11 protein-coding genes are annotated in these 19,781 nt (G+C 39.4%); 6 read left to right on the plus strand and 5 right to left on the minus strand.

The annotated features are described in order from the left end of the window. Window positions 1-2,183: 2,183 nt before the first annotated feature. The 3 genes from MSKOL_RS06560 to MSKOL_RS06570 all read right to left on the minus strand — a co-directional run bounded on the left by MSKOL_RS06560 (window position 2,184) and on the right by MSKOL_RS06570 (window position 6,701). A complete protein-coding gene (locus MSKOL_RS06560; protein ID WP_048119649.1) occupies window positions 2,184-3,356 on the minus strand; it encodes a type III PLP-dependent enzyme in 1,173 nt (390 codons plus the stop codon). Window positions 3,357-3,882: 526 nt separating this feature from the next. Continuing rightward, window positions 3,883-5,151 (minus strand): APC family permease, encoded by a 1,269-nt coding sequence (locus tag MSKOL_RS06565; protein ID WP_048154546.1) that lies wholly within the window; start codon window positions 5,149-5,151, stop codon window positions 3,883-3,885. 368 nt (window positions 5,152-5,519) lie between these two features. Further along, a complete protein-coding gene (locus tag MSKOL_RS06570) occupies window positions 5,520-6,701 on the minus strand; it encodes an FprA family A-type flavoprotein (protein ID WP_048158200.1) in 1,182 nt (393 codons plus the stop codon). Window positions 6,702-7,159: 458 nt separating this feature from the next. Between MSKOL_RS06570 and MSKOL_RS06575 the strand changes: the two genes are divergently transcribed. The 3 genes from MSKOL_RS06575 (at window position 7,160) to MSKOL_RS06585 (ending at window position 10,774) form a co-directional block, all read left to right on the plus strand. Continuing rightward, complete coding sequence (locus tag MSKOL_RS06575) at window positions 7,160-8,680, plus strand: glutamine synthetase family protein (RefSeq protein ID WP_048154550.1); 1,521 nt, start codon at window positions 7,160-7,162, stop codon at window positions 8,678-8,680. A 560-nt stretch (window positions 8,681-9,240) separates the two neighbouring features. Further along, window positions 9,241-10,161, plus strand: coding sequence for a D-aminoacyl-tRNA deacylase (locus MSKOL_RS06580; protein WP_082091051.1), 921 nt, complete (start codon window positions 9,241-9,243; stop codon window positions 10,159-10,161). Window positions 10,162-10,411: 250 nt separating this feature from the next. Next, window positions 10,412-10,774 (plus strand): DUF3147 family protein, encoded by a 363-nt coding sequence (locus tag MSKOL_RS06585; RefSeq protein ID WP_048154554.1) that lies wholly within the window; start codon window positions 10,412-10,414, stop codon window positions 10,772-10,774. A 468-nt stretch (window positions 10,775-11,242) separates the two neighbouring features. Here the strand turns inward: MSKOL_RS06585 and MSKOL_RS19190 are convergent, their stop codons facing one another. Then, window positions 11,243-11,467, minus strand: a complete 225-nt coding sequence (locus MSKOL_RS19190; RefSeq protein WP_082091052.1) for a hypothetical protein — start codon at window positions 11,465-11,467, stop codon at window positions 11,243-11,245. Between MSKOL_RS19190 and MSKOL_RS06590 the strand changes: the two genes are divergently transcribed. After that, on the plus strand, window positions 11,466-14,321 hold the full coding sequence (locus MSKOL_RS06590; RefSeq protein WP_231592505.1) for a CheR family methyltransferase: 2,856 nt from the start codon (window positions 11,466-11,468) through the stop codon (window positions 14,319-14,321). The two genes, MSKOL_RS19190 and MSKOL_RS06590, sit on opposite strands and share 2 nt — an antisense overlap. A 739-nt stretch (window positions 14,322-15,060) precedes the next feature. Then, a complete protein-coding gene (locus MSKOL_RS06595) occupies window positions 15,061-17,091 on the plus strand; it encodes an MEDS domain-containing protein (RefSeq protein WP_052725367.1) in 2,031 nt (676 codons plus the stop codon). Window positions 17,092-18,329: 1,238 nt separating this feature from the next. Here MSKOL_RS06595 and MSKOL_RS06600 read toward each other — a convergent pair. Continuing rightward, window positions 18,330-18,518, minus strand: a complete 189-nt coding sequence (locus MSKOL_RS06600; RefSeq protein WP_231592507.1) for a DUF2173 family protein — start codon at window positions 18,516-18,518, stop codon at window positions 18,330-18,332. A 422-nt stretch (window positions 18,519-18,940) separates the two neighbouring features. Here MSKOL_RS06600 and MSKOL_RS06605 point away from each other — a divergent pair, with 422 nt between their 5' ends. Then, window positions 18,941-19,507, plus strand: a complete 567-nt coding sequence (locus tag MSKOL_RS06605; RefSeq protein ID WP_048119659.1) for a hypothetical protein — start codon at window positions 18,941-18,943, stop codon at window positions 19,505-19,507. The last annotated feature ends 274 nt before the right edge of the window (window positions 19,508-19,781 follow it).

Consider the following 19,781-nt stretch of genomic DNA (forward strand, 5'->3'; position numbering starts at 1 on the left):
CTGCTGGTATGTTATAGCGATTTTCAATTGTAATTTTCAATTGTAATTTTGGTTCTCAAGTGTAAGTCCTATAATCTTCAAGTAATTATTAAGTAACTTTCTAAGTAACTTTCTAGTGATTTATCGGTAGTCTTTAAACGATTTCGTCCTCTTTAACTGTCAAGCATCCCATGTTATTCTTTTCGGGGCTATTTTTCAGGTTGTCCTGCACAGAAAAAGTTACTCTGGCGAAGCATACACTTCTAAGAAACTCGACAGAGAAGCCTAATTGATCTCAAAACAGATATTCAGCATATGCATCATCTTAAAAACAATCATAAACTTTATTAAAGCTGAGTACATTGTAAGAATAAGGGAGTATTTTATAAATTGGTTTTAAATGTATTTGCTAAAAGTTAATAAAAACTTAAAAGCAGTATATTGGAAAAACATTTAATTAGAAAATATTTTATTGGAAAAGCATTTCATTGATCTAAAACTAGTTGGCAGGGATTGAGCCCCTATTCTCTAATCCCTACCTGCGATCCAACCCGAGATTAAGAGGAAACCCTTACTCTTAATCTCACATCGAAGTAGATGGTAGGTCGAGTCCCTATTCTCGGATCCCTACCTGCGATCCAACCCAGAGATTGAGAGGAAACCCTATTACTCTCAACCATCTCATTTTATAATGACATGAGTGATATATATCATAACCGACCCAAAAAACAATTTGTGATTTTAATTTTGCTTGGGCTAATTATTTTTTATATCCACGAAATTTTCAATGACATTAAAAATTTTGCAGGTATTAATTCAGTTGAACCTTTGCAAATATCATCATATTAAGTAATAAATAAGTGTAAGTATTGTCTTATTAAAACATACTGACTAAGTTTTTCATATTACTGACTAAGATCAAAATGATCTGAAAAAAGACTATAAGTATTAATAACCTATCCAAAAAGTAGTTGCCTGCTATACTTTTTATAATACGCAATATGCAAAATCGGAACGGATGCCCGGATATTTAAACCTATTGTAACTTTTTGATGTGCATAAAAGAAGGAATTCTTTTATTATCAGAGGTAATTGTCGGACAGCTTATAAAGACTTTGGGATTTAACTTCGTTCTTTAAAAACCTGCTTTTCTCGTATAGGAGTCTGGTGCATCTAACTTCATGCATAACCTGCCCAAAAGTAGAAGAAATTTATAAACATAATGTTGAGGTAGAGCTGAACGAAAACAAAAAGAGGATTTACTCTTCACGGCAATTAATGGAGATAGTGCTTACATAATAAATAAATAAATAAATAAATAAATAAATAAATAAATAAATAAATAAATAAATAAATAAATATACTTAGGAACGGTCATAAGGTTTATTAGAAATAAGGACATTATGAAAAATAACAAATAGCTTTATAAATTAATTCAAAAGTAGATGGTAGGGTTACCGAGTCCCTATTCCCGGATCCCTACCTGCGATCCAACCCAAAGATTAAGAGGAAACCCTATTACTCTTAATCTATAATCTTATAGTAGCGTGGAAATATATATCATAACCGACCAAAAAAACAGTTCGGATTCTGAATTTTCAAACAGCTCTTGTATTTGTTTGGCTGTGTAATTTTTAATGATCTTCAAATATTTGATCAAAACATAAAATTTGATGCATTAAATTGGCAGTAAGGCAGTAAATGCCATAAAAATTTCTTTTTTGAAAATTCTCGAGCCCCTTCATGCAATTCAATCCGGGAATTAAGAGTCCTCTATATTCTTAATCTGCATTTACTTTTATAAGCACATGGACATTAGAGTCATAACCGACTTGAACAAAGACAACATAACTATAGAGAATATCTAAGTCCAGAAAAAGTAGCTTTAGTCCTTAGTAGCTTTAGTCCTTAGTACTTTAGTCCTTAGTAGCTTTAGTCCTTAGTAGCTTTAGTCCTTAGTAGCTTTAGTCCTTAGTAGCTTTAGTCCTTCGTTTTCTGTTAGTTATAGGCAAATAGCACTAATTTAGGAACCATACCTCTTGACCTGCAACCTTTATGGTTGATCACGCCGCAGAGTTAGCCATCTTGAGCGGAGAAAAAGGGAACTCGAAAGAGCCGTATGTTGACTGCATAAAAGGGTGGAGACCTGGGTCATTCAAGCCCTTCAGTGCTCCACTCTTTTAAATTATACTTTTAGTAGGTTTTCAAAGAAGATAAGCCTTGAGTGGGGGGAAACCGTTAAAACACACAGAACTGTAGCTCTGGGTATAGGCGCCTGTCGTAAAGATGTATACGCGGTTTCCTTCGCGCATTGTATGAGGGAACGTATACTTGTGATGCTCATACAGGATATCCATGCTATCACAGGTCGGACCTGCAAGAATTACTTCTTCAGCACAACCTTTTTTGTCGCAGAAAATGGGGTATTTGATGCACTCATCAAGAGTTTCTATAAGGCCCCCGAATTTGCCAATGTCAAGATAAACCCATTTATACTGGTTGAACCTGGCTTTTTTGGAGATCATTACAACTTCGCTTACTATTATACCGGCATTGGCAACCAGGGAGCGCCCCGGTTCTATGATAATTTCAGGCAGCTCTTCTCCAAAGTCCTCATGTAAAAAGCGGCGGATTTCTCCAGCATAGGTCTCAAGCTCATGAGCCTGAGCCTGGTATTTTGCAGGAAAACCTCCCCCAAGGTTTATCATTTTCAGATTTATGCCTTTTTCAGCTACTGCCTCAAAAAGATACTTACATTTGGAAATGGCATTATCCCACTGGCCAATGTCCCTCTGCTGGGAACCAACATGAAAAGAAAGACCATAAGGCTCAAGCCCTAACTTTTCAGCCTTCAGAATGAGCTTATATATCAGGTCAGGGTGCGAACCGAACTTCTTAGAGAGAGGCCAGTCAGCCCCGTCGCTTTCAGTAAGAATACGGAAAAATACTCTGGAACCTGGGGCTTTTCTAGCTAACTTTTTCAGATCGCTATCTGAGTCGGTAACGTAAAGCCTCACTCCTTTTTCATATGCGTATTCTATATCTTTCTCTTTTTTGATTGTATTGCCGTAACTGATCCTTTCAGGTTCTACCCCAAGCCTGAGAAGCTGATCAAGTTCATAAACCGTTGCTACATCAAAATTTGAGCCTTTACTCTTCAGGGCAAGCACAACCTCATCCATAGGGTTAGCCTTTACAGCATAGTGAATTTTTGCAAAGGGCATGTGCTCTACAAGCTCGTCGTAGCTTTGCTCTATCTTCTGCAGGTCAACAGTTAAAAATGGGGTTTCTTTATCCCGGGAGAACTTTTTGATTCGGTTAAACTCGTCTCTTGAAACGAAATCCTCCAACGGGAACACATAGTGCTCTTTTCTCATATCTACTCCCTTTTAAAATTAAAACTGATATATGCTCAGACTATGTACTTACTAGTTAATAATTTTTAGTATCTTGATAATTTATAATGATTATTCAGTTTATAATCAATTATTTTGATAACGAACGAAATAAAGCGATTCAAATAGGATTTTATGTATATAAAACTAATTCTCGGTGAATATTAAGACATGAAAATAACTGAAATCAATAAATATTTAATAAAAATTGTCATATCATAATAAAATATCCAATTAAACCCTATTTTTTCATTAAAGGCACCAGAAATCCGTTTATCTCTGAAGGAGATACGAGAAATCTTCGATATTCTCAGAATCTTCAAGAACGATTTTTGTCCAAAAAAGAAACATTATGGATTTAAAAGAAAATAGGAGTTTAATTAAACGATTTAACGGTTATAAAACCTTTTTTTATCTATATTATCTGGAAGTAACTCATTTTAATCCATTTTACAAAAGTTCATATTCGAAAAGTTTATAAATAAATTCAAAGTGTTCCAGACAGGTTTTATCTGGTTCTGAACAGCACTACCAGTATCCCGATTCCTGCAAACATAAGACCGTAAGTTATAACTTCCAAACTTAGCTGAAAAAAAAGAAATACGGTAGAAAGAGCTCCAAGAAAAGGCAGCAAGGGAAAACGGCCAATATTCAGGGGAACCTTAAAAGGGCGATTTCTTCCGGGGTCTGTATAACGGAGCTTTATCAGAGAGAGGTTGACCATAAAAAAGACAATAAAAATCATAAAATTAGAAATATTTGCTACGATCGCAACATCTTTGAATAGCACAAACAGGGCTGAGAACAAGGTAACTCCTAAAATTGCAACCCACGGAGTCTGGTAACTGGGGTGTATTCGGGAGAATATTTCCGGAAGTGACCCTGAATCTGCCATACCATATACAATCCTTGACCCTCCAAGCATTACCACAAGTACAGTGTTCATAGTAGAAAAAAGGGCTATCCAGGACATAAGGACAAAAGCTTCATTCCCCAGAGAAACAGCCACAACATCTGCAAGGGGAACCCCTGAAAGTCCGAGAACCCGAAAGTCAAGCACACTTACGGCAGTTATCGCCACGCACATGTACAGGAAAACCGTGAAAAATATCGCAATAAGCATGGCTTTTGGAGTTGTCTTTTCGGCTTCTTTTGTTTCCTGGGATAATCTTACGATATCCTCAAAACCTAGAAATGCAAAAAAAATCAGAGTTGAAGCCTCAAATATTCCTGCCAGGCCCGGAGTATCTAGGTAATTTACCGTTCCAAGGTAAGGAAGGCCTGTATAGATTACAATTAGAAGCCCTGACACTTCTATAAGAGTTATTAGAATAGATAGCCGGGCAGATTCCTTGACCCCATAAACCATGATAAGACTGAGAACGATAAAAAGGCCCAGGGTCCCTGTTAAATATCCATTCCCGGAAAGGCTGCTGAAATACCTGCCAAACCCGAGGGCAACTGCAGAACTTGTTATTACTACAAAATATATGACAAGCAGTCCCACAAACAGGCCAATGCGTTCTCCAAAAGCTCTTCTCACGAATCCATACTCTGCTCCAGCCTTTGGGAACATAGAACTGAGTTCCATATAGCTGAAGGCAGAAAGTGTGGCCGTTGCTCCGGAAAACAGAAAAGAAAACCAGACCATATTTCCTGCAAGCCCTGCAGCTTTTCCCATAAGTACGTAGATTCCGGCCCCGAGGATATTGCCAATTCCTACCAGAGTGATCTCCAGCAGATTCAGTTCTCTTTTCAGTCCCGACTCCCCTTTCATAATAAAATCCCGCATCAAAACTTGAAAAATTCAAAAACAAAATCATAAAAGTATTAGTGATAAAAATGGAACCTCAATCTGTCAGAAAGACTATCTTATGAGAAGCTGTGATTACTTTCCATTAATCGGCTCCTTTCCACTCACTGGCTCTCAAAAATTCTCTTTTCGAGAATGTGGAAGTTTTACCATTAAATAGCTCCACGGAAAGTTGCTGAAAAAAGCTAAATAAGGCCCCAGGATAGACTAGCCGGATTTTACCGGTCTGAGAGATACCTTACACGCACGCTTAAAATAAAAATTTTCAGGTTTGAATTTACACATTTTCAGGTTTGTGTGCACATTTTCAACTTTACGTACATATTTTCAGGTTACGCTTTCATTTTTTTGGCGAGCTCTCGGCCGATTTCCTCAACCTTTTTCAAATCTTCTTCACTGGGTTTGCCCTTCACCTGAAGCGTTCCTATAATTTCCATCTTTGAGGGAACCAGAATATCTCCTGCTTGCTTCAGAGCGCCTCCACCCCAGCCGAAAGACCCAAGTATAACCCCATATTTTGCAGGCGGCTTGAGAGCTTTTACCAGGTAAGTGCCGTAAAGGGCAAGAGGATGCATGCCTGCAAGGACAGTTGGAGCTCCAATGATAACAGCGCGGGAATCAACCAGTTCTCTTGCAATATCTCCTGTATCCGCAACTTCAAGGTCATAGATTCTGACATCTACACCTTCTTTCAGTAAGGTTTCTGCGATTGTCCTGACCATCAGTTTTGTGGAGCCCCACATACTAACATAGACAATCAGGGCTTTATTATCGGTCTTCCCTGCAGTCCACTTTGCGTAGGGCTCAAGTATACGCTGAGGGTTTTTATAGATAGGCCCGTGGCTCGGCGCAATAATTGCGATATCAAGATCCTTAATTTTTTCAAGAGCCTTTGCCCCCATATTTCCAAAAGGCATCATGATTTCCCCATAATAGCGTTTTGCAAGAGGAATAAGGTCTTCCAGATCTTCGTCGTAAACGCCCTGTGCTGTGTGAGCTCCGAAGAAATCACATGGGAAAAGTACTTTGTCTTCAGGCAGATATGTGAACATAGTTTCAGGCCAGTGGAGCCAGGGAGCTTCAATAAAGCGCAGATTTTTTCCTCCCAAATCAATAACATCTCCATCGGCAACAACTTTAATCCGGGCGTCTGGCAGGTCATGGTAAAGGCGTGCCATTTTCACACCTCTCTCAGTCGTAACAAGCACTGAGCCTGGAGCCCTATCCATAATATAACGAATTGCACTGGAATGGTCGGGTTCGGCATGGTTCATAATCAGGTAGTCCAGTTTTTCCAGGCTGGAAACCAGGTTTATCTTATCTTCGAACTCCCCTTCAAAACCAGGATTTACGGTATCAATAAGCGCTGTTTTTTCTTCTCCTTTCACAAGATAAGCGTTGTAACTTGTCCCCTGAGGCAGCGGGACCAGAGCATCAAACATTCTACGGTTCCAATCTTTTGCCCCAACCCAGAATACATCTCTGGCAATTTCAGGAACACTGTAAATCTCCATATTTTTTACCTCCACTTCCCCAATGCAGTAAAGCGACTCAAAATAAGATTCAGACAAAGCCGTCTGCATCTATCATTCCGACAACTGGACTCATTTAGTGATTAATTTAATGACTATATTGTATTTGTCCGATATATTTATTAGGCAAAACCCTTAACTAATAAAACCCTGGATTTCAACTGACTTTTAACTTGGTAAGGGAAAGCTAACTTTAAAAAAATTAAACTGAGGCCGCGCAGCCTTCTCTTTTTTATAGTATTTTTTCAAAAAAATAAAAAAATGAAAAACTTTATATAGACAGCAGTAAGTTATCTTCTTCCTAGCAGGCAAGAGTTAACCAAATTATGGCCGATGTGGCAATCCGTGAGCCTGAAAAATATTTGGTATTGAAATGAGGCTTTAATACCTAGAATATTACAGTTATCTAGAATATTGCAGTTAAAAAAGAAGGGATAATTATGAAAGCATCATCCGTAGAATTGAATCCTAATAAACTGGTACAGTACCTCAACAAACCAGCAAGCGAATTCACCAAAGAAGATATTATAAAGTTCATAAAGGAAAACGGCATTAAGATGCTGACTTTCCGTTATATTGGTGGAGATGGAAGACTCAAATCTCTCGCCTTTGTGATCAGAGACGAAGAACATCTTGACAACTTGCTTTCCGCTGGTGAGAGAGTCGATGGATCAAGCCTTTTTACATACATCGAAGCAGACTCAAGCGATCTCTATATCCTTCCTAAATACAGGACTGCCTTCGTGAATCCTTTTGAAGAAATCCCAACCCTGGATATCCTCTGTTCCTACTTCGACAAGGATGGAAGCCCTCTTGCAAGCTCTTCCGAAACCGTCATGAAGAAGGCTGGCCAGGTCTTGATCGAGAAGACAGGCTATGAACTTCAGTCAATGGGTGAACTCGAATACTACATCATTGCCAACAAAGAAGATGTCAATATGGCTTTCCCAGCCGTTGACCAGAGAGGATACCACGAGTCCAATCCCTTCACCAAATTCGACCAGCTCAGAAAGGAAGCAATGCTGTACATCTCCGAAGCTGGCGGAAAAATCAAGTACGGCCACTCTGAAGTCGGAAACTTTACTGACGACAAATACTACTACGAGCAGAACGAAATCGAATTTGAGACTGACTCACTTGAGAACACTGTCGACCGTCTGCTTATCGCAAAGTGGATGCTCAGGATGCTTGCCGACCAGTACGGTGTAATTGTAAGCTTTGCTCCGAAGATTACTGTCGGAAAAGCCGGGAGCGGTCTGCACGTCCATATGAAGCTCCTGAAGGACGGAAAGAGCGTTATGGTCGAGAATGGCGGAGTTAGTGACACTGCAAAAACTGCAATAGCTGGTCTTCTTGACATTGCAGCAGGAATTACTGCTTTTGGAAACAGAATTCCTACATCCTACCTGCGTCTTGTACCTCACCAGGAAGCTCCTACCAACATCTGCTGGGGAGACAGGAACCGCTCTGCTCTGATCCGTGTGCCTCTTGGCTGGTTCGCTGAAGAATCCAGCAAGATGGTAGCTATCGCCAACCCGAACTATAATGAAGAGTTCAAGAGCCACAGCTACAAGTCTACCTTTGAATTCCGTGCAGCAGACCCCTCAGCTGACCTTTACCTCTTGATGGCAGCCTTTGCTGTAGGTATCCGCCACGGCTTTGAAATGAACAACGCTCTTGATGTTGCAAAGAAGCTCTACATCGATGTCAACATTTTCAAGGACGAACACAAGGACAGACTTGCCCAGCTTGAGCACCTGCCTGCTTCCTGCTACGAGTCCGCTCAGGCCCTGAAAGGACTGAAAGATATCTTCATGGAATACGATGTCTTCTCCGAAGGTATGATCAACGACACCGTAAACTACCTTGAAGGCCTTGACGACAACAATCTCAGTGAGAGACTCTACGGCAAGAACGAAGAAATCAGGAAACTTGTGGACTCTTACATCCACGTTGGATAATCCTGTTTCAGCACTTCAAACGACTTTTTATATAGAAAAACGCAGACTCCTGCTTCTTAGGGAGCAGGGTTCTGCCAATAATATTTTTCTGAAATATTTCTGAAAGTACTCTTCTGTAAGGTTTTCTAAAAGAAGTATGCTTTTTGCTGCTTTTACCTTAGTTACCTTTCGCTTGCGGTTCATGCTGTTTTTTACTTCAGATATCTTTTTACTCTTCACTGGAGGTTTTTTACTTTAGATCTCTTTTTACTCTTAACTTAGGTTTTTTACCTCAGATCTTACCCCGGTTCTTAATATAGGGACTTTCTTTTCCGTTTTTTTCATATGATTTTCTCTATTTTTTTCATATGATTTTCTCGATTTTTTTCATATGATTTTCTCGATTTTTTTCTCGGTTTTTTTTCTCGGTTTTCTTTCGGGCTTTATCGATTCTAATTTTTCAAGGTAACACTTCATAGCCTATTCAGGTCTACACCCAGACTGCGATACGGGGTTGGCTTTATCTATCTTAACGAAATCTATAGGAGACGTAAAGTAATAAGGACTTGAATTGATCAGAAATGAAAGAAAACAGCAATCCAGAAAATTCCGGGAGCCAGGAAAAAAACCTCCTTGAAGACCCGATCCCAAAAATAACAATCATTTGTTCTGCCTCCGATCTTGCCAGCCAGAACATTAAGACCCACCTTTTAAACCTCATGGAATGGAACCTCCTTGAGCTTCCTGAAAACTCCGGATTCTCTGCGGCCAGGGAGTCTCAGGACGGAAAATTCAGGCTTATTGATATCGAGGAAATGCATGTCTTCCAGGACGGACTCGACAGGAAACTCGAAAATGCAGGGTTGCCAGCTTCCCTTATAATTTTCGCATCCAAACACCGGAGCAAAGAGGAGATTTCTTCCCTTACCGTACACTGTACAGGGAACCCCTCAGACGATGCAAGGCTTGGAGGCTGCCCGAAGTCTCTTGCAGTCTCTTCTCCGGCTGCCATGAAGTCCATCCTTATGGAAATGAAGCGCCTGGCTGAGCAAAAAGACCTGAAGTACGATGTTACCCTTGAAGTGACCCACCACGGGCCGACTGAGCTTTTAGTTCCCTCGCTTTATGCTGAAATAGGAAGCACCGAAGTGCAGTGGAAAGATCCTGAAGCAGGAGAGGTTGCTGCAAAAGCCATCCTTTCAGTCTCCCTTGAAAAAGTGCCAGTTGCCATCGGTTTTGGAGGTGGGCATTATGCCATGCGCCAGACCGGACTTTTGTTTGAAACCGGGATATCTTTTGGACACAATTTTCCCAAGTACAAGCTTGAATTTGTGGATGAAGCCCTGATCAAACAAGCAATTGAAAAATCAAAGGCTGATTTTGCTTATTTTGACCGGAAATCCATGAAAAGCGGAGAAAGGAAAAAGATTTCCGAAATCCTTGAGAAGCTGGGGCTCAGTGTCCTTAAAGAATCCGAGATCAGGGAAAAATATGGAAATTAACGTTAAAGCAAAGTTTAAAACAAGTATAATTCTTCAGAAAAGTTGTATTACGACATAAAAAGCTGTATTACTGCATAAAAAGCTGTATTACTGCATAAAAAGCTGTATTACTGCATAAAAAGCTGTATTACTGCATAAAAAGCTGTATTACTGCATAAAAAGCTGTATTACTGCATAAAAAGCTGTATTATTACATAAAAAGTTTTATTACTGCATATATAGAGCGTTCCAGTACACAGAAAGGGATACAATGCTGAACATAGAGCTACTTCCGGTTCTTCTCCGCTTTCTTTTTGGAGGAAGCGCTGTTGCGATTTCCGCAATTGTTGCAAAGAAATTCGGAGGCAGATTGGGGGGAGTTTTTGCAGCTTTCCCGGCAGTATATCTGGCAGCAATTCTGGGCCTGAGTATAGATTATAAAGGAAGCGAACTGCTCCTGATCTCAGAACAGCTTTCTAAAGGTGCACTTGTGGGAATGCTGGCAGATATTTGCTGTGCTCTTGCTGCAAGTTATTTGATTCTCAGGTCTGGGTGGAAAAAAGGGCTGGTTTACTCGCTTCTCCTCTGGGCCGTGCTTGCTCCTGCAATCTACTTATTGTGGTTCAGATTCTGAAAAAATCTTTGGTCAAGCTTTCTTTTAGAAAGGTTGTGGGCAAGCTTTTCTTCCTTTTTACAGACAATTAAATGAGCCATCCAGACGAACCTGTTGTGACTTCCTGTATCTTTACAACAGTTATATCTTTGTAACATTCATTATTGACTTTCAGACAGGTTCTTCGAATTCTCTGACAATTTAGCGAAGATAGTGTAATGATAAGTATCACTTACCTCTAGCTTATATTTGTTGAGCAGGTAATCTTTACATATTCATTTTATTCATCTATCACCTGCATTGTTTTGGGCATACTCTTGCGACATAAAGACACAGAAAATATCTGCGATCTCCTGCTATTGAGTTTATCTATATTTCACAATTAAAATTGGCAACAATGTCCGATGATGATCAAGTATATTTCTGAACAACGTTTTAAAAGAACATGCATAACTTAGGAGATTCTGGTAAGGAAAAATACCCTGTGATTTAAGAGGGATGTGATAACACGGACAAGGAGAAGGAGCCCACAGGCAAAGAGGAAATACAAAGGTCAAAAAAAGAAAAGCCGCAAGCTATAGAAAAAATCTCAACTGGGGAAAATTCTGTTCTGGATATATCTCTGGATAAGTCTCCAAAAAAGGACTTTCCAATTGTAGGCATTGGGGCATCGGCTGGTGGGCTAGCTGCATTCGAAGCCTTCTTTTCAGCCATGCCCTCAGACACCTATCCCGGAGTGGCTTTTGTCCTGATACAGCACCTGGATCCTAATTATAAAAGCATTCTTTCCGACCTGATCAGGAGCTTTACCAGGATGCCTGTATACGAAGTTACAAATTGGATAAATATTGAGCCGAACTGTGTTTATATCATCCCGCCTAACCGCGATATGGTTCTTCGGGATGGCGTGCTCCAGTTGATAGAGCCATCCCAGCCGCGTGGTCGTCGCCTGCCGATTGATATATTTTTCAGCTCTCTGGCCCAGGACAAAAAAGAAAAGGCTATTGGTATTGTCCTCTCGGGTACCGGTAGCGACGGCACAAAAGGGGTGCAGGCTATCAAGGCTGAGGGAGGAATGGTAATGGCACAGGCCCCCGAGTCCAGCGAATACAACAATATGCCTCTTAGTGCTATTGCTACAGGTCAGGTGGATTACGTCCTGAAGCCTGAAGAGATGCCTGCACAGCTCATTAATTATATTGCCTATGTATTCGGTAAAACACGCCAGGTAACCTCAAAATTTGAATGCCTAATGAAAAATATATTCAATTTTCTTCACATCAAGACTGGTCATGACTTTTCTCACTACAAATACGGTACCATCAATCGGCGCGTTGAACGGCGCATGGCTATCCGAAATATTGAAAATGTAGATGAGTATGTGCGTTATTTAGAGCAAAAGCCTGCTGAGGTGGAAGCTCTCTTTCATGACCTTTTAATCGGCGTCACCAGTTTCTTCCGTAATCCTGAAGCTTATGAAGCACTCCAGGAACAGGTTATCCCGTGTCTCTTTGTCGGCAAGTACCCCGAGTCATCAATACGTATCTGGGTGCCCGGATGTTCCACAGGTGAAGAGGCATATTCCATAGCCATTTTACTCCAGGAACAGATGGATAACTTTGACCAAAATTTCAAGGTGCAAATTTTCGCCACTGATATTGACAGTAAGGCTATTGAAAAGGCCCGTAGCGGTCTCTATCCAGCCAATATTGCCGCTGATATGTCCTCTGAAAGGCTTAAGCGTTTCTTCACTCTGGATTCAGACGGCTACTACCATATTCATCATAATATCCGTGAAATGGTTATTTTTTCCGAACAGGATATCATTAAGGATCCTCCATTTTCTAAGCTTGACCTCATCAGTTGTCGCAACTTGCTGATCTATATGGACAAAGAACTGCAGAAGAAACTAATTCCCCTCTTCCACTACGCTTTGAACCCTGGTGGATTTCTCTTTCTTGGTCCTTCCGAAAATGTGGGCGAGTTCATAAATCTTTTTGACACACTGGACCGCAAGTCAAAACTCTATATTAAAAAAGGAGGTCATAGCAGTGAGTATTTCCTTTCCATAGGGACTTTTATTTCACCATCGATGAAAAGCGAAGCCAGAAAACCTTCAGGCAACGTTCCTGTCGAAATCAGACCTAAACTGCGAGAGCTGACCGAGCACGCAATGCTGCAATATTATGCCCCTGCCAGTGTTTTGATCGACGAACACGGTAATATCCTGTATATTTATGGCCGTACTGGCATGTACCTTGAACCAGCTTCGGGTGAAATCGGCATGAACATCTTGAGTATGGCTCGAGAGGGATTAAGATCAGAACTGACTACGGCCCTGCACAGAGCCGTCATAAATAAAGCGCCAGTGTTTCATCCCAGAGTGCGAGTTAAAACCAACGGCAATTTCACTACAATTAATCTGGCGGTAAGACCTGTAGAGCGAAACCATGATACAACCACCTGGCTAAACTTATTCCTGGTCACTTTTGAGGAAACGCTGGAGTTGGAGCAGATCGAAACCGAAGAGGCTATCTCTACAGATGCTGGCGAAAAAGCCTGTGAAACGGATGTGGATGTGCGAATCTTAAAGCTAAAAAAGGAGTTACAAGCCAAGGAAGAAAGCCTCAAAGCTTCCAATGAGGAACTGACAACTTCCAATGAAGAACTTAAATCTGCCAACGAAGAGATGCAGTCAGTCAATGAGGAACTACAGTCCACAAACGAGGAACTGGAGACCTCAAGGGAGGAACTGCAATCCGTAAATGAAGAACTGGGCACGGTTAATATCGAACTGCAAAACAGGGTAGCTGAACTGTCTCAAGCCAATAACGACATGAACAACCTGCTGGCTGGAACAGGCATCGGCACTATCTTTGTGGACCATCAACTACGTATCATGCGCTTCACTCCTCCAGTTACACGTTTGATAAATCTGATCCCATCAGACATTGGAAGGCCGGTTGGACATATTGTCTCAAATCTTCTGGGCTATGACCGCCTGGTAGAGGACATAAAAGAGGTGCTGGACAGCCTGATACCCAAAGATATTGAGGTCCAGACTAAGGAGAATACCTGGTATTTGCTGGGCATCCGGCCTTATCGCACTCTTGAAAACACTATTGAAGGAGCGGTAATTACTTTTACGGATATTACCGAGATGAAACGGGTGAGGCTTAAGGAGTCTGAAACTATGTGCCGCCTGGTTGCAGTAGCGCACGATGCAAGCGATGCTATAACGTTGCAGGACATGGAAGGCAACATCTTGGCCTGGAACCCAAAGGCAGAGAGTATTTATGGCTGGAGTGAAGCCGAAGCACTCTCAATGAATGTTAGCAGCATGATCCCGGAAGGTCGGAAAACAGAAGAGCTACTTATAGTGAAAAAGCTTAGCCGGGCTGAGGTCCTTGAACCTTACCGCACCCAAAGAATTACCAAGGATGGCAGGATAGTGGATGTATGGCTGACCGCCACTTCACTGGTAAACGAAGCAGGTGAAGTATATGCTATTGCAACCACGGAGCGGGAAATCAAATTAGAAGATAATGAGAAGAAGAGCCCGAAATAAAAGGACTTTCCAGATCATGAGGTCTCAAAACTCGACCTATTTCTACAATTGATAATTTGTATTGTTGATTTTGGATTTAGATCATAATTTATTCTGAAATTAAGGAATACATTTACCTTGAAGTCGAATATATATCCAACTGTAGAGTCAACTGTAGTTTTGAGACTGCTTGAGATGATACATTTGTATAGGCTCAAGGAAGATCCCTTGATAAAAATCACTCGATCCTTGATAAAAATCACTCGATCCTTGATAAAAATCACTCGATCCTTGATAAAAATCACTCGATATCAGAAAATTTTGAGTCGCTGCCTCTTCAAAGAAAGTATTAATATAGAATAATATTAAAGTAAATTAATGAATTAAGTTATTTTATAAGACCAGATAAGAATCATCTTGCTCAGTAGATACGCGTTAATTTTTATTATTCAATTTATATATAAAACACGATTGTTGGAGTCAGTCTCGATTAAATCTGAAAAAAATTAACAGAACATATGTTTACGAGAACTAAATCTGTTCTTGTGCTTAACATTTTTCAGTAATTAACTTCAGGGTTTAAATACTATAGCTGAAATTGTGAAAAATAAGAAGATTGGGGCGCGTATAGTCATGCCTGTAATTGTTGCAACAACAAACTTCATTGCGCCTCATTGGGCAATTGCATTATTTAGCCTCGTGACTAGATTGAGATAAGAAACATTTGCCTTTACATTCTTCTATTTGGAGGAAAGTTGGAGTGAAAGAAAGCCTGAGGAAATCTGGCATTGATATTATTGGAGATGTACCCTGGGGTACACATATTTGTCAATTCTATCAAACAAAAGAAGATTTAATAGATACACTGGTTCCTTACTTCAAGACAGGACTGAATAATAACGAGTTTTGCTTGTGGATTCTGTCAGAGCCCCTGAAAGTAAAAGATGCAAAAGAATTCCTGAGAATGGCTGTTCCTTATATTGATAGTTATTTGGATAAAGGACAGATACAAATTATTCCTTACAGTCGGTTTTATGCAGAAAAGGGCGTTTTTGATTCGGAGAGAGTCTTAAGCAGTCTTGTTGAAAAACTCAACCAGGCCCTGGCAAGTGGATACGATGGATTGAGGTTGAGTGGAAATGCTTTGTGGCTGGATAAAGAGAATTGGAGTGATTTTGTTAACTATGAGATAAAACTGGACAGTGCCACAGGCAATTATCAGATGATCGCGCTCTGTACCTATTTTCTTGACAAGTTCGATGCAACCAAAATCATCGAGGTGGCTATTAACCACCAGTTTGTGTTAATCAAGAGGGACGGAAAATTGGAACAGATAAAAAATTCCAGGCGTGAAAAAGAAGAAGAAAAAATCAGGAGTTTAGCAGATATTGTGGAGTCCTCAAATGATGCTATTTTAACTATCTCGCTTGATGGTACTATTACCAGCTGGAACAAAGGTGCAGAGCAAACTTATGGTTATTCAGCTAAAGAAATTATTGGGAAACCCATATCTATCCTTGAACCGCCCATCTTAGTTGAGGAGACAGAAGAATTAATTGAACTGTTTAAACAGGGAGACAAAATCCACAATTATGAGACTTTGCGGTTAAGAGAAGACGGCAGGATAATAAACGTTTCAGTAACTTTTTCTCCGATTTTTGACGCCTTTAAAAAGCTGGTTTCTATCTCAGTTATCTCCAGAGATATGACCAGAAGTAAAAGAGTCGAAGAAAAACTCCGGAAAAGTGAAGAAAGATACAGAATCGCTACAGAGCAGACAGGGCAAGTGGTATATGAATATGATTTAAGAACAGATAAGAGTAGCTGGGCAGGTGCTATAGAAGAAGTTACAGGGTATAGCCTTGAAGAGTTTCAGAGTTTTGGAAAGAAAGTATGGCTTAAAAATATCCATCTGACAGATATGAGTAGTGGGGATGAAAAGTTTCAGAGTGCAAGAAAGACCGGAGGTAGATTTAAGGAAGAATTAAGATTGAGAAAAAAAGATGGAAGTTGCATTTATATAGAAAATAACGGAGTCTGGCTTACAGGTTATGATAGCCAGCCTTGTGAAGCTATAGGAGTATTGAAAGACATTACTGAAAGAAAAAAGACAGAAAATTTCCTTAAAAGTATAGAAACTGCCCGTAAGAAGGAAATCCATCACAGGATAAAGAATAACCTTCAGGTAATTTCTTCTCTTCTCGATCTTCAGGCTGATAAGTTCAATGATACGAAAGTTGTTGAAGCTTTCAGGGAAAGCCAGAATAGAGTATTATCTATGGCTCTCATCCACGAAGAGCTGCACGAAGGCATGGGAAGCGATGTACTGAACTCTTCTAAATATCTAGAGAGGCTTGTTGAGAACATTTTCCAGACGTACAGATCTAAAAATGCCGATATTATATTGAACATGGATCTGGAAGAAAATATTTTCTTTGATATGGATACTGTAGTTCCGTTAGGGCTAATCGTCAATGAACTCGTTTCAAATTCTCTTAAACATGCATTTGTCGACAGAGATAACGGGCAGATTCAAATTGAACTTTGTAAAGGAGAATCAATCGGATGTAAAGACAATACAGCAGGAAGCAAACAAGAGGAATTTCACGGTACCAGTTTTATCCTGATAGTCTCAGACAATGGAGTAGGTATACCTGGAGATTTTGATCTGGAGAATCCTGCTAGCCTTGGCATGCAACTGGTAAACACTCTCATAGACCAGTTAGAAGGCAAACTTGAACTAAAAAAAGGCAATGGGACGGAATTTACTATAAAATTTAGAGTGATGTAAAAAAGTATAAATGTAACAAAAAATTGTATGCAGGTTACTGGTTTTAGTTTTTTATAAGAAATAGTTATGTGTGTAGGTTACTGGTTTTAGTTTTTAATGAAAAATAGTCATGTGTGCAGGTTACTGGTTTTAGTTTTTAATGAAAAATAGTCATGTGTGCAGGTTACTGGTTTTAGTTTTTAATGAAAAATAGTCATGTGTGCAGGTTACTGGTTTTAGTTTTTAATGAAAAATAGTCATGTGTGCAGGTTACTGGTTTTAGTTTTTAATAAGAAATAGTTATGTGTGCAGGTTACTGGTTTTAGTTTTTAATAAAAAATAGCTATCACCAATTATTATCTCCCGCATGTACCCGACAGGGACTTTCTCCTCCATATGCAGTGACGCCTTGCTAGATGGTATGTTTAGGACTTACGCAGTTGAACTGAAAAATCAACAGCATCAGATCGTTAACTGTCTAAACCGTAACTTTAATCCGCAGTCTTTGGCGTAATTGATTTTGTTCCTTAACTTCATAAGTCCTAAAAACTGATTCAGTCGACAGCAACCACCGGATGCAACAAAAGTAAAGTAGATGAAACAAAAGGGAAATGTAAGCATGAAAATATTACTAATTAACGTTTAAATTAAAGTTTAACGAAAAGAGGTTACCAAAAGAATAGTCAGAAGAGTTATCAAAAGAATTGTCAAAAATCATATAATAAAAAGCCTTTTAAACTTATAAAGTGATCCATAAGGCCTGGTCCAATTTTAATGTAGTTTAGTTCTGTACTCAGTTAAGTTAGTACTTATTTAAGTTACCTTATTTAAGTTACCTTAGTTAAGTTATCTTAGTCAAGTTACCTTAGTTAAGTTACCTTAGTTAAGTTACCTTATTCAAGTTACCTTATTCAAGTTACATACTTTCTTTGTACGTCTTCTTTATACATCGGGACTTGACCCTATGGACCAATTATTACTATGTAAGTAATGGTATATAAGTAATGGTATAATAAAAGACAATATACTTTTTTTAGCTGTGTTGCAAGAAAGGTATAACCTAATTTAGAGGCTTGAATTAAGGCTTTGGGCAAAATACAGGCAAACTATTTAAAAGGGTTACAGATACAGTCGACAAACTGCCCATAATGCAGGCAGATCTGCCTGATTAATGAAATAATTACCTGATCCCATTGCCTAATCCTATTGCCTAACCATATTACCTGACTCGGGCTGGCCAGCCAGGTTTTGTTCAAGCGTTAACATATTCCCAGGGCTGTAAAGAGCTTCTTTAAATCTGCCTTTGACTTCTCAACAAAAATTCCTCTCGTTCCCGAGATCATAACGGTCCAGTCGCCGCCGCTGTACATCCAGTTCTGCTGAGGTACCCAGTTCATCTTGTAGAGTTGCGTGTAAGCACTGGCCAGAGCATCAAATATCAGGTTCACGGTTCCACAGAACTTGGCAGTTATCTCGCCATCTCTTTTGGCATCGCATCCCTTGACTTATTAGATAAAAATGTGATGGACCAGAAAATAATAAAAAGTCTCAAAAATATATAAATATGCACAAATACTTTAAAAAATAGAAATGGAAGTAGAAAATACATTTATAAGTACGGACTATCCTAAAAAAGAATAATAAGATTTGAAATTCCCTTAAGAACAAACTGTAACAATAAAAACACTGAGTCCTCAAAAGGTCAATAAAGGTTAAATTAAGATTAAACAAAAACCAACATAGGTGTTAATAAGGGTCAATAAAATCTAAATGGTTAAGCTTTAAATTGAATATCAGCTTAAAATTACATAGATTTTGATTTGATCTGTTGATTTCCTAAATTTCACAATCGTAAGATGTGAGGAATAAGATGAAAACAAAAATACTTGTGCTGCTTCTTATATTCGGCGCCGTTTTACTTTCAGGATGCACAGGGAATGAACAACCCTCAACAGAGGAAAATGCAACCCCGGAGGGAACCGTAACTCCTGTGGAAAATACAACTGTTGTAGATACACCGGAAGAAAATGTAACCACTGAAGAAAACGCAACCCCTGAAGAAAACCTAACCCCTGAAGAAAACCTAACCTCGGAAGAAAACCTAACCTCGGAAGAAAGCGTAACTTCGGGAGACAATGGAAGACTTAATATCTCATCTTCTGAAATTAAAGACACTCCATATGTGTTAAGACTGATCAATAACAGAATAAGTTCCTCAAGTCTTGAAATAAAAAAGGGAGAATCAGTTTCCTGGGTAAATATGGAAGACAGCCCAAAAAGGGTCCTTACCCTCGTGAGTGAAGAAAAGATTTTCAATGATACAAGACTTTCGTACAAACGTACTTTTACATATACCTTCAACGAGACAGGGGACTACAAATTCAGTGTTGTCGGCCAGTCCAGAATGAATGTCACCGTTAGTGTTGATGAACCCTGATAAATAGTTTCTAAAAATTAAAGAGTTGAAAGTTCAGGGAATATCAAGCTTGATGAATGTTCTAACTATTTGCAGGAAAGGCCAATAAAATTTTGGCCAATAAAATTTCCTGGCAATCTATTTTTGAAGCTTTTTAAATCAGGACATCTCTGGGCAAACATACATCTTAATTTGCTTCTCCTTAAGTATGCATGTTCTTTTCTAAGGCTTTCTGAGGCCTTTAGAACTACGTTCCTAAACAACATATAAAGTAACATTAAAATTCGTTCCTGAT

It is taken from the genome of Methanosarcina sp. Kolksee (assembly GCF_000969945.1).
Taxonomy (GTDB): domain Archaea; phylum Halobacteriota; class Methanosarcinia; order Methanosarcinales; family Methanosarcinaceae; genus Methanosarcina; species Methanosarcina vacuolata.